The organism is Herbiconiux flava (assembly GCF_013409865.1).
GTDB lineage: Bacteria > Actinomycetota > Actinomycetes > Actinomycetales > Microbacteriaceae > Herbiconiux > Herbiconiux flava.
The window spans coordinates 992,192-1,004,158 of sequence record NZ_JACCBM010000001.1 but is presented as its reverse complement, the minus strand read 5'-3'; the positions used below and the strand labels follow the sequence as shown (position 1 = coordinate 1,004,158).

8 protein-coding genes are annotated in these 11,967 nt (G+C 71.8%); 6 read left to right on the top strand and 2 right to left on the bottom strand.

Going from position 1 to position 11,967, the window contains the following annotated elements; genetic code table 11:
- Positions 1-4: 4 nt before the first annotated feature.
- The 6 genes from BJ984_RS04695 (at position 5) to BJ984_RS04670 (ending at position 9,007) form a co-directional block, all read left to right on the top strand.
- The gene (locus BJ984_RS04695; RefSeq protein ID WP_179547039.1) at positions 5-4,456 is read left to right on the top strand and encodes an FtsK/SpoIIIE domain-containing protein; all 4,452 of its coding nucleotides are present in this window, start codon (positions 5-7) and stop codon (positions 4,454-4,456) included.
- A gap of 118 nt (positions 4,457-4,574) precedes the next feature.
- Positions 4,575-4,841: a WXG100 family type VII secretion target gene (locus BJ984_RS04690; protein WP_173181915.1), complete on the top strand. Its 267-nt coding sequence runs from the start codon at positions 4,575-4,577 to the stop codon at positions 4,839-4,841.
- 83 nt (positions 4,842-4,924) lie between these two features.
- Complete coding sequence (locus BJ984_RS04685) at positions 4,925-6,016, top strand: WXG100 family type VII secretion target (protein WP_179547038.1); 1,092 nt, start codon at positions 4,925-4,927, stop codon at positions 6,014-6,016.
- Between the two features lie 41 nt (positions 6,017-6,057).
- Positions 6,058-6,534 (top strand): LpqN/LpqT family lipoprotein, encoded by a 477-nt coding sequence (locus BJ984_RS04680; RefSeq protein WP_179547037.1) that lies wholly within the window; start codon positions 6,058-6,060, stop codon positions 6,532-6,534.
- A complete protein-coding gene (locus BJ984_RS04675) occupies positions 6,534-7,031 on the top strand; it encodes a hypothetical protein (RefSeq protein WP_179547036.1) in 498 nt (165 codons plus the stop codon). The genes BJ984_RS04680 and BJ984_RS04675 overlap by 1 nt, the downstream gene beginning before the upstream one ends.
- 203 nt (positions 7,032-7,234) lie before the next feature.
- A complete protein-coding gene (locus tag BJ984_RS04670) occupies positions 7,235-9,007 on the top strand; it encodes an MDR family MFS transporter (protein WP_179549312.1) in 1,773 nt (590 codons plus the stop codon).
- Positions 9,008-9,109: 102 nt separating this feature from the next.
- On the opposite strand, the gene BJ984_RS04665 is transcribed toward BJ984_RS04670, so the two are convergent.
- Positions 9,110-10,450, bottom strand: coding sequence for an LLM class flavin-dependent oxidoreductase (locus tag BJ984_RS04665; RefSeq protein WP_179547035.1), 1,341 nt, complete (start codon positions 10,448-10,450; stop codon positions 9,110-9,112).
- Entirely contained in the window at positions 10,447-11,895 is a 1,449-nt protein-coding gene (locus BJ984_RS04660) for an O-acetylhomoserine aminocarboxypropyltransferase/cysteine synthase family protein (protein WP_179547034.1), read from the bottom strand. Before BJ984_RS04660 ends, BJ984_RS04665 begins: the two co-directional genes overlap by 4 nt.
- Positions 11,896-11,967 lie beyond the last annotated feature (72 nt).

The following is an 11,967-nucleotide window of genomic DNA, read 5'->3' as shown; positions in this document are numbered from 1 at the left end:
CCGGATGCGCATCAAAGCCACCCTCCGACGCCCCGGGGGATCGGCGTCGAACCTCCAGATCACCGCCGACGCCACGGCGAGCGTCGGCGACATCGCCGAGGCGATCCACCTCGCCGACCCGCAGCTGAGCGAGTACCAGCGCGCCCAGGTGCCCGCCGGCCTCACCCTGCAGGTCACCGGCACGAGCGGCGAGCAGCGCGTGGTCGACCCGGCCTCGAACCTGATCGAGGCGGGCGTGCGCTCCGGCTCCGTGCTCGAGCTCGCCCGGCACAGCGACGGCTTCAGCTCCGGCAGCCACGGCCCGGCGGCGGCGACGCTCCGGGTGCTCAGCGGGCCGGATGCGGGGGCCGAGTTCTCGCTCCCCTTCGGCTCCAGCTACATCGGCCGCGAGCGCGGCATCGACGTGCGGTTGAGCGACGGTCTGGTCTCCAAGCGGCACGCCCGCATCAACATCGGCGAGCAGGTGGAGATCGTCGACATGAAGTCGGCGAACGGCCTGCTGATGGGCGGCGAGCAGGTCGCCCGCACCACCCTCAGCTCCGCCGACGTCGTCGTGCTGGGCGACACCGCGATCTGCGTCGTGCCGCTGCAGCGCCTCGGCGGCGCCGCGCCGTCGACGCCGGTGATCGAGTTCAACCGCTCGCCGCGGGTCGTCGCGCGCTACCCCGGCTCCGAGTTCCCGGCCCCCACCCCGCCGAAGCAGCCCCAGTCGCTGCGCTTCCCGCTGGTGGCGCTGATCGCCCCGCTGATCATGGGCCCCATTCTGTTCGCCGCGACCGGCAACGCGCTGAGCCTCGTCTTCATCGCGCTGAGCCCGATCCTGATGATCGGCACCTGGCTCGACCACAAGCTGCAGACCCGCGCGCAGCTGAAGGCCGCCATCAAGCAGTTCAACGAGTCGCTCGACGCCTTCGTCGCGTCCATGCACGAGCGCCAGCGGGTGCAGCGGGCCGTGCGGCTCACCGAGGCCCCGGCGGTGGCCGCGACGATCGACGCGGTGCAGCGACTGGGTCAGCTGATGTGGACGCACCGGCCCGAGCATCCGTCGTTCCTGACCGCCCGGCTCGGCCTCGGCACCTCGCTCAGCCGAGACGTGGTGACCACCCCGAACGAGAACGACGCCCTGCCCGAGTACTACGCGCAGGTCGAGCAGACCGCCGACCGCTTCTCGCGGATCGACGGCGTGCCGATCGTGGTCGAGTTCCGCAAGGCCGGCGCCCTCGGCGTCGCCGGCCCCGCCGAGCAGCGGCACGGGGTCGCCCGCGGCATCGTGACGCAGCTCGTCGGGCTGCACTCCCCCGCCGAGCTCGTCGTCGCCGCCGTCGTCTCCCCCACCTCGCGGAGCACCTGGGAGTGGCTGGAGTGGCTGCCCCACACCAGCTCGCCGCACAGCCCGCTGGCCGGCGACCACCTGGCCGACAACCCCGGCTCGGGATCCGCGCTGCTCGCCCGCCTCGAGGACCTCATCTCGCGTCGCACGAAGGGCGCGCCCTCCCCCCGCGGGCCGATCGACACCAGCGGCAAGAGCGGCGAGGACGAGCTCGTGCATCCGATCACCCCCGCCGTCCTCGTCGTGATCGAGGACGACGCACCGCTGGACCGCGGCCGCCTCACCCGGCTCGTCGAGCGCGGCGCCGACGCGAACGTGCACGTGATCTGGTCGGCGCCCTCGATCGCCGCCCTGCCGGCCGCCTGCCGCAGCTTCGTCAGCGTCGACCAGGACGCCGCCGGTGCGACCGCGGGCCAGGTGCGCCTCGGCGAGCACACCTTCCCGCTGGTCTGTGAGACCGTCGACGCCGACACGGCCCACCGGCTGTCCCGCCAGCTCTCGCCGGTGACCGACGTCGGAGCGCCGGTCGACGACGACTCCGACCTGCCGCGCCAGGTCTCCTACCTGACGCTCGTCGGCTCCGAGCTCGCCGACGAGCCCGAGGCCGTGATCGACCGCTGGCGCGAGAGCAACTCGATCGCCCTCCGCGACGGGTCGCCGCCCGTGCGCCGCAAGCAGGCCGGATCGCTGCGCGCGCTGGTCGGGCACTCGGGCACCGAGCCGTTCTACCTCGACATCCGCAACCAGGGGCCGCACGCCCTCGTCGGCGGCACCACGGGCGCCGGCAAGTCCGAGTTCCTGCAGTCGTGGGTGCTCGGCATGGCAGCGGCGCACAGCCCCGACCGGGCCACCTTCCTGTTCGTCGACTACAAGGGCGGGGCGGCCTTCGCCGAGTGCGTCGGCCTGCCGCACACCGTCGGGCTCGTCACCGACCTGTCGCCGCACCTCGTGCGCCGCGCGCTGACGAGCCTCCGCGCCGAGCTGCGCTACCGCGAGCACCTGCTCAACCGCAAGAAGGCGAAGGACCTCGTCTCGCTCGAGAAGACGGGCGACCCCGACACCCCGCCGAGCCTCCTGATCGTGGTCGACGAGTTCGCGGCGCTCGTGAACGAGGTGCCCGAGTTCGTCGACGGGGTCGTCGACGTCGCCCAGCGCGGCCGTTCGCTCGGCCTCCACCTCATCCTCGCCACGCAGCGCCCGGCCGGCGTGATCAAGGACAACCTGCGCGCCAACACCAACCTCCGCATCGCACTCCGGATGGCCGACGCCGACGACTCCAGCGACATCCTGGGCGATCCGATGGCCGCCTACTTCGACCAGTCGATCCCCGGCCGCGGCGCCGCGAAGACCGGCCCGGGGCGGCTCGCACCGTTCCAGACCGGCTACGCGGGCGGCTGGACGACCAGCACCCCGCCCCGCCCCCGGATCGACCTCGTCGAGATGGACTTCGGTGCCGGCGCCGCCTGGGAGGTGCCCGAGGACGAGGAGACGCCCGAGTCGGTCGAGCAGGGGCCGACCGACATCGCGCGGCTCGTGACGAGCATCCGTCACGCCGCGTCGATGGCGAAGATCCCCGAACCGCGCAAGCCCTGGCTCGACGAGCTCGCGGCGGTCTACGACTTCTCGCTGCTGCCCAACCCGAGAACGGATGAGCGGCTGCTCCTCGGCGTGATCGACGACCCGGCGAGCCAGAGCCAGCCCACCGTGTTCTACGAGCCCGACCGCGACGGCAACATGGCCGTGCTCGGCACCGGAGGCTCGGGCAAGAGCGCCACGCTCCGCACCATCGCCGTGTCGGCCGCGGTCACGCCGCGCGGCGGCCCGGTGCACGTCTACGGCCTCGACTTCGGCTCGAGCGGCCTGAGCATGCTCGAGGAGCTGCCGCACGTCGGCGCGATCATCTCCGGCGACGACGAGGAGCGGGTGATCCGGCTGCTGCGGAGGCTCCGCGACGTGGTCGACGACCGCTCCATCCGCTACTCGGCCGTGCGCGCGGGATCGATCGGGGACTACCGGCGGATCGCCGACGCCCCGCAGGAGCCGCGCATCCTGGTGCTCGTCGACGGCATCGGCGCCTTCCGGGAGCAGTACGAGTTCGGCGGGCACTCGGCCTGGTTCACCACCTTCGCCCAGATCGCCACCGACGGCCGTCAGGTCGGCGTGCACATCGTCGTGGCGGGCGACCGGCCGAACTCGGTGCCGGCGTCGCTCGGCTCGACCATCCAGCGGCGCCTCGTGCTGCGCATGGCCAACGACGACGACTACGCGCTGCTCGGCGCCCCGAAGGACACGCTGAGCGCCGTCTCCCCGCCCGGCCGCGGCGTGATGGACGGCGACGAGGTGCAGATGGCGGTGCTCGGGGCCGATTCGAACGTGGCCATCCAGTCCCGCGAGATCTCCAAGCTCGCCGAGGCCATGCGCCGGCAGGGGGTGACGGATGCTCCGCCGATCCAGACCCTCGGTGACGCCATCCCGCTCAGCACGCTCCCCGCCGTCGCGGCGGGACAGCCGGTGATCGGCGTGCGCGACGACACCCTCGGCGCCCTCGGCATCTCGCCCTCGGGAGCGATGCTCGTCGCCGGAACCGCGGGCAGCGGGCGGTCGACGGCGCTCGCGACCATCGCGACGGCGCTGCGACGGGCCGACCCGGGCATCCGTCTCGTGCACATCTCGCCGCGCAAGACGAGCCTCACGCCGCTGCCGCTCTGGAGCCTCTCGCTGAGCGACCCGGCGCAGATCGCGGCCTTCGCCGACGACGTGACCGCGCAGCTCGACGCCGAGACGCTGAAGCCGACGCAGTTCGCGGTGTTCGTCGAGAACGTCGGCGAGCTGAACGGCAGCCCGGCCGAGGCCGACGTGGATCGGTTGGTGAAGCGGGCGCTGCGGGACGACGTGTTCGTGATCGGGGAGAGCGAGTCGTCGACCTGGTCGGCGGCCTGGACGCTCGGCGGAGCCTTCAAGAACTCCAAACGGGGGCTCCTGCTGGTGCCCGGCGACCTCGACGGCGACTCTCTTCTGGGTACTTCGCTCGGCCGGTTCAAGCGCGCGGATCTGCCGCCTGGCCGGGGGTTCTACGTGCAGGGCGGCCGGGTCGTGAAGCTGCAGGTGGCGACCAGGGACGACTGATGGGGACTTCTCCCCATCGCCGTCAGCGACAGGTGTCAATAGTGTCTTCCTTGTGAGAAGCACTCACAGGAAGTAGCGGATCCGGACAGTCCGGACCGCGGAGATGAAGGAGAGAATCATGGCCGTTTGGGGTCTCGATGTCGAGCAGGTTCGTGGGCTCAGCAAGCAGCTCAACACCCAGTCGCAGCAGGTGCAGCAGATCCTGACCACGCTGACCAGCGCACTGCAGAACGTGCAGTGGACCGGTCCGGACGCGGAGGGCTTCCGCAACGAGTGGAACACCACCCACACCGCCGCGCTGAAGCAGGTCATCACCGCTCTCGAGGACGCGTCGCAGAAGGCGTCGAAGAACGCCAGCGACCAGGAGTCGACCTCGAACGCCTAGCGTTCACGGGGGCGGGAGCTTCGGCTCCCGCCCCTTCGCCGTCTCCCCCTGTTCTCCAACCCCGCACACGCTGAGAGGGTGTCATGCCTGGTGGTTTCTACGGCGCCGATGTCGACGAGCTCCGCACGCTCGCGAAGCAGTTCGACACGGCCGCCTCGCAGCTCGAGACGGTCGGCACGACCCTCACCTCGAGCGTCAATCAGACGCAGGCCTGGCAGGGCCCGGATGCGTCGCAGTTCCGCACCGACTGGAACGGGACGCACACGGCGCAGCTGAAGGCCGCCGTGGCCGCGCTCACCTCCGGTAGCACGGGGCTGCTGAAGAACGCCGACGAGCAGAACGCGGCATCGACCGACTCGATCGGCGGGGGCGCGGGGGCCGGCGGGTCCGGCGGCGGCTCCGCGGGCGGGGCCGGCGGCGGCTCGGGCGGGGGCGGCGGCTCGGATGGTGGCGGCTCCGCGGGAGGCGGAGGCGGCGGGGGCGGCGGGGACGGCCGCGGTGACGACGACGAGGGCCCCTGGACGATGCTCCCCGGCGTGCACACCGACACGAACTCCGACGGTGACATCGGCATCGGCACCGCGCACGGCGACGCCGACGCGAAGTGGCAGTGGGGAGCCGGCGCCGGGACCTCCGGCTCGTTCGGCGACGACACGTTCGGCGGCGAGGGCTCGGCCGACGCGATCGTCGGGGTCGAGGGCAACGCCGCCGCCGAGGGCTCGTTCGAATGGGACGAGGGATTCGCGGGTGAGGCGTCCGTCGGCGGCTTCGCCGGGGCCAAGGCCGAGGCCGAGGGCTCCGTCTCGGCACTGAACGGTTTCGCCGAGGCGGAGGGCAGCGCATCCGTCATGGCGGGCGCCGAGGCCAACGCCACCGTCGGCGGCACGATCGGCCCGGACAGCATCGGCGTGACCGCCGGTGTCGACGCCTTCGCGGGCGCCAAGGCCGAGGCCGAGGGTTCGGTGTCGGTGGCCGGCGCGACCGCCACGGTCGGCGGTGAGGTCTACGCCGGCATCGGCGGTCACGCGAACATCGACGTGGGCGTCGACGGTGACACCTTCAACGGCACCATCGACGTCGGAGCCGCCCTCGGCATCGGCGGCGGCGTGAGCTTCGACTTCGAGATCGACGCCTCCGACACCATCGACTCGATCGGCAACCTGTTCGGGCTGTGACCCGGCTTGCCCTCCTCCCCGACTTCAGAAAGGCTCGAACCATGTCCCACTCCCTGACCTTCCCCGGTGACGCCGCTCCCGGCTTCCCCTCGATCGGCCTCACGGTGCCCGACGACTGGGCCCCGCTCGCCGCCCCGGGCGCCGTGCTCGCGACCGGCAAGACCGTCGAGCCCGGCACATTCCGCCCGAACGTCGTGGTGGCGATCACCCGCTTCACGGCGGGCTACGCGCTGCAGACTGCGATCGACGAGGTGACCGCGCGCGTCGAGGCCCTGCCGGGCGTCGTCGAGGGCGGTCGCGAGGCTCAGGAGGTGCTCGGCCGCGACGGCTACCGCATCGAGTTCAGCTACCCCGACGAGCGCGTCGGCACCCTGATGCAGGGTGTGCGCATCGTGGTCGTCGAGAACGGGCCCGTCGCCGACCTCGTGCAGATCACGGCCACGGCGACCGGATCGCAGGCGCTGTCGCTCTGGGGCGAGCTGCGCGAGATCCAGTCGAGCGCGGTGACGACCGTCTGATGGCCGCCCCGCTCGCCGACGCCCAGAACGCCGTGCTCGCGCTGAACAGCGACGAGCTGCCCTTCGTCTACACGGCGGAGCCCGACGGCCTCCGCGCGATCTGGAAGTACGCCGACATCAAGTGGGCCTCCTTCACGGCGGCCGGCCTGATCGACCGGGCCTACGAGCTGCGGGTCGAGCTCGACCCGGCCGAGGGCACCTGGACCTTCCATGAGACCGACACCTCGTCCGACGTGACCGCGCGGGCTCGTCCGGGCGGTATCGGCATCTCGGGGGGCACCTCGACGTTCTCGGGCCGGAAGAAGTCGTTCTCGTTCGAGTTCGGCGCCACCCCGGTGGCGGCCGAGTCGACCGACCGCCAGGGCACCCACGTCGGCAACACCTACGGGTACTCGTTCACGACCGACGAAGTGAAGACGCCGCTCATCGAGGCCCTCACCGCGGCCGGCTACGCCCCGAAGAAGCAGGGCTTCTTCGGCAAGCTCTTCGGCGGCTGACCCGCGGCAGCCCTCGGGCTGGGGGTGTGGTTGGCAGTGGGGTGCAGAAGGTGTAACTTTGCAGTCTGCGCAAATTTCTGCGCGGTCCGCCTTCTCCGCCCCCGAGGACGCCCATGTCTCGCGCCGAATCCGCCGCACAACCCACGAACCGTCAGGCCAAGACGGACGCCCGCAACCAGGCGTTCGCCGAGTCTGGCGGGCGCATGACGCACCGCCAGATCCTGTTCATCATCTTCGGCCTGATGGCCGGCATGTTCCTCGCCTCGCTCGACCAGACGATCGTCGGCACGTCGATGCGCACCATCGGCGACGACCTCGACGGCATCAGCCTGCAGGCGTGGGTGACCACCGGCTACCTCATCCTGTCGACCATCTCGACCCCGCTCTACGGCAAGCTCTCGGACATCTTCGGCCGTCGCCCGCTCTACATCATCGCGATCGCGATCTTCCTCGTCGGCTCGCTGCTCGCCGGTCTCGCCACGAACATGTACGAGCTCGCGGTCTACCGCGCCATCCAGGGCCTCGGCGCCGGCGGCCTGATGTCGCTCGCCCTCACGGTGATGGGCGACATCCTCGCCCCCCGCGAGCGCGCCAAGTACCAGGGCTACTTCCTCGCCACCTTCGGCATCTCCAGCGTCATCGGCCCCCTGCTCGGCGGCCTCCTCTCGGGCGCCGACCAGATCCTCGGCATCACCGGCTGGCGGTGGATCTTCCTGATCAACCTGCCGATCGGCGCCGTCGCGATGGTGATCGTGCTGCTGTTCCTGCACATCCCGCACACCAAGCGCGCCGTGCGCATCGACTGGTGGGGCGTGGCGGCGGTCATCCTCACCGTCGTGCCGCTCCTGCTGGTCGCCGAGCAGGGCCGCGAGTGGGGCTGGGGCTCGTGGGGCTCCATCCTCTGCTACGTGCTCGCGCCGCTCGGTCTCGTGCTGTTCATCGTGGTCGAGCGCCGGATGGGCGACGACGCGATCATCCCGCTCAAGCTGTTCAAGAGCCCCACCTTCTCGATGGCGACCATCCTCGGTGTGCTCGTCGGCTTCGGCATGTTCGGCGCCATGATGACCATCCCGAACTACCTGCAGATCGCCACGGGCGCCACCCCGACCGAGGCCGGCCTGCTGATGATCCCGATGGTTCTCGGCCTCATGATCTCCTCGATCGTCTCGGGCCAGCTCATCTCGCGCACCGGCCGCTACCGCATCTTCCCCATCCTCGGCACCGGCCTCCTCAGCGCCGCGTTCTTCTACCTGACCTTCGTCTCGGCCGACAAGCCCGTCTGGTTCGTGCTGATCGGGATGCTCGTGGTCGGCCTCGGGCTCGGCCAGCTCATGCAGACCCTCACGATCGCCGCGCAGAACTCCGCCGGACCGCGGGACATCGGCGTGGCCACCTCGTCCTCGACGTTCTTCCGTTCCATCGGCGGGACGCTGGGCACGGCCGTCGTCTTCTCGGTGCTGTTCTCCCGCCTCGGATCCACGCTGGCCGCCTCCTTCACCGACCCCGCGATCATCGCCGGCACGCAGGCCGCGGCCGCCGATCCCGCGGTGCAGGCCGACCCGGCGAACGCCGGCATCCTGCAGGTTCTGACCGCCGCGCAGGCCGACCCGTCGAGCCTCGGCGACGCCCTGAGCGGGGACACCTCGTTCCTCGTCGGCGCCGACCCGCGCCTCACGCTGCCGTTCGTGGACGCCTGGGCGAACGCGACCTCGACGGTGTTCTGGGTCTGCCTCGCGGTGGTGCTCGTCGCGTTCGTGCTGAGCTTCTTCCTCAAGGCGACCCCGCTGCGCCAGAAGTCGGCGCTCGAGGAGAGCGCGGCGGCCGACGCGGCCGACGCCACGTCCCGCGGAGTCGACGCCGAGGCCGCGGCGCACGACGACACCGCGGTGCGCGCGCAGCTCGCGGCCGAGGAGATGGGCGCCCTCGTCCTCCCCGACACCTCCTCCACCCCCGTCCAACGCCCCGCGGACCGCTGACCTCCCGCTGAGTCGCGCCAAAGTGTCGCATTTCGGCGCGACTCAGGCGCTGGAGCGACACTCTGCCGCGACTCAGCGCCGCGCCCACGAGGGACGGGCGCGTCAGAAGGAGCGGAGGTTGCCGCGGAGGCCGGCGTCGCCGTAGCTCGAGCGGAGGATGCCGCGGCGGCGGAGCACGGGCACGAGCTCGTCGAGCATCCGGTGCACGGTGACCGGGTGCAGGTCGCCCGAGAAGATGAAGCCGTCGTTGCCGGCCTCCTCGCCGAACTCCTCGATGAAGTCGGCGATCTCCTCGGCGGTGCCGACGTAGCCCTCGCGCGAGGCGATGCGGCCGAGCCTGGCCTTGGCGGTCAGCAGGTCGCGCAGGGTGGCGTCGGCGAAGGAGTCGTAGCGGCCGAGCAGGCCCTTGATGCTGCCCTTCGAGACGTGGTCGCCGAAGATCGCGGGGTCGACCGGGCGGTCGAGGTCGAGCCCGGTGAGATCGGTCTCGAGGTCGCTCGACCAGGCGGCGGCCACCGTGTGCAGGGCCTGGTCGTCGGGGTGCAGGGAGGCGTCGACGATGCGCTGCGCCTCCTCCGGGCTCGCCGCGACGATCGGCTTGAACACGAACAGGATGTCGATGTCGGCCGGGGTGCGCCCCGCCGCCCTGACCGCCTCGTGCACCTTCGCGCGGTACGCCCGCACCGTGTCGAGGTCGAGCGAGGCCAGGGCGAGCTGCACCTCGGAGTGGGCGCCGGCGAAGCCCAGGCCGCGGCCCGATCCGCCGGGCGAGACCACCACGGGGTCGCCGCTCAGCGTCTCCGGGCCAAGGGGCGGGAAGGGCAGGGCGTTCAGCGGGCCGTCGAAGGTGAAGTGCTCGCCGCGGTGCTGCACGGGGTCGAGGCGGGTGCCGTCGGCGAAACGGCCGGTCGCGGGGTCGGCGATGAGAGCATCCGGCCCCCAGCTGTGCCAGAGGTCGCGGATGCCCGTGAGCCACTCCTCGGCCCGGTCGTACGCCTGGTCGTGGCCGAGCGGCGCGGCGCCGAAGTGCCGGCTGGAGCCGACGTCGGTCACCACGTTGATGCCGAAGCGCGCGTCGCTCAGGTGCTGCAGCGTCGCGAACTGCCGGGCCGCCTGGTAGGGCGGGTAGGCGAGCGGATTCACGGTCGGCGCGATGCCGAGGTGCTCCGTCGCGGCGAAGAGGTAGGGCGCGAGCAGCAGTGGGTCGTGCTTGGGGCCGCCGTACGCGGACCGGATGCGGAGGTCGAGGGTGTCGGCGTTGCCGAGGGAGAGGGCGTCCTCGATGATGACGAGGTCGAAGCCGGCGCGCTCGAGGTCGCGGGCGGACTGCTGGTAGAGCTTCGGGCTCGTCCAGCGGTCGTTCCAGTCCCAGTACGGGTGGCCCCAGCCGTGCGGTCCGAAGCCGCGCGAGAGGAACCAGCCGAAGTGCTGGAGGCGGCTCACGCGGGTACGCCGCTTCGCGCGGAGGCGGAGGTGGGGGCGGGAGCGGTGGCGCCCGAGCCGGCCGACGCGACGTCGGCGGTCGCGGCGTCGGCGGTCGCGGCGGCGTCAGGAGCCGGTGCCGCCGCGGCCCTCGGCAGTCCCGCGAGCGCCTGGGCGAGGTCGGCCGTGAGGTCGGCCGGGTCCTCGACGCCGATGGACAGGCGCAGGAGTCCTGGCGCGATGCCCGCCTCCGCACGCTGCTCGGGCGTGCGCCAGGCGTGCGTGGTCGTCGCCGGGTGCAGCACGAGCGAGCGCACGTCGCCGAGGTGCGTCATGCGGGTGAAGAGCTCGAGCCGGTCGTAGAAGGTCTTCGCCGCCTCGAGCCCGCCGTGCAGCGTGAACGCGAACACGGCGCCCTGGCCGTCGGGCAGGTAGCGCTGCGCCAGCTCGTGGTACGCGCTCGAGGGCAGCCCGGCGTGGTCCACGCTCGCCACCTCGGGCCGCTGTTCGAGCCAGCTCGCGATCGCCAGCGCCGACGACGACTGCCGGTCGACCCGGAGCGACAGCGTCTCGATGCCCTGCTGGATCAGGAACGCGTTCAGCGGCGAGGGCGTCGGCCCGAGTCGTGCGGCCACCACGTCGCGCGCGTAGGCGAGGAACGCGCCCCGGCCGAAGCGCTGGGCGAACGAACGGTCGCCCAGCGAGCGCACCGGGTTCGTCAGGTGCGGGAAGCGGGCCGTGCCATCCGCCGCAGTACCGTCCCAGTCGAAGGTCGAGCCCGCGACCACCACGCCGCCGAGCACCGCCCCGTGCCCCGCGAGGAACTTGCTTGCCGAGTGAACCACGACGTCGCCCCCGTGCTCGAGCGGACGCAGCAGGTAGGGCGTCGCGAAGGTGTTGTCGACGATCAGCGGGATGCCATGCCGGTGCGCGACCTCGGCCACCAGCGCGAGGTCGACGATGTCGTTCTTCGGGTTGGGGATCGACTCGACGAAGAACGCCCGGGTGGTCGGCCGCACCGCGAGCTCCCACGCCAGCGGGTCGTTCGCGTCGACCACGAAGTCGGTCTCGATGCCGAGCCGGGCGAAGTTGTCGAGGAAGAGCCCGCGCGAGCCCTCGTAGATGCTGTTGGCCGAGACGAGGTGGTCGCCCGCCTGCAGCAGCCCGAGCACGGCGACGGTGACCGCGGCCTGCCCGCTGCCCACGAGCACCGCCTCGGTGCCGCCCTCGAGGGCGGCGATGCGGCGTTCGACCGCGGCGTTCGTCGGGTTGGCGAGGCGCGTGTAGCTGAAGCCGTCGTCGGCGCCCGAGAACCGGTCCTCTGCCTGCGCGAAGTCGTCGAACACGAAGCCGGCGGTGAGGTGAACCGGTGTGACGCGGGAGTTGATGCCGTCGCCCCGCACGTCACCGGCGTGAACCTGGCGGGTGGCGAAACCGTGGCGGGGGGTGCGGGAGTCGTCGGTCATGATGAACCAGGGTCGCACGCGCATCCGGATGCCTCGCCCTATGCGAAGTTCTGTTACGACGGAGGCGGCCCT

Bases quoted from the DNA above. Each gene is read 5' to 3' on its own strand.
- BJ984_RS04660 (WP_179547034.1), bottom strand. From the start codon at position 11,895: ATGACCGACGACTCCCGCACCCCCCGCCACGGTTTCGCCACCCGCCAG.
- BJ984_RS04675 (WP_179547036.1), top strand. From the start codon at position 6,534: ATGGCCGCCCCGCTCGCCGACGCCCAGAACGCCGTGCTCGCGCTGAAC.
- BJ984_RS04695 (WP_179547039.1), top strand. From the start codon at position 5: ATGCGCATCAAAGCCACCCTCCGACGCCCCGGGGGATCGGCGTCGAAC.
- BJ984_RS04690 (WP_173181915.1), top strand. From the start codon at position 4,575: ATGGCCGTTTGGGGTCTCGATGTCGAGCAGGTTCGTGGGCTCAGCAAG.
- BJ984_RS04680 (WP_179547037.1), top strand. From the start codon at position 6,058: ATGTCCCACTCCCTGACCTTCCCCGGTGACGCCGCTCCCGGCTTCCCC.
- BJ984_RS04685 (WP_179547038.1), top strand. From the start codon at position 4,925: ATGCCTGGTGGTTTCTACGGCGCCGATGTCGACGAGCTCCGCACGCTC.
- BJ984_RS04670 (WP_179549312.1), top strand. From the start codon at position 7,235: ATGACGCACCGCCAGATCCTGTTCATCATCTTCGGCCTGATGGCCGGC.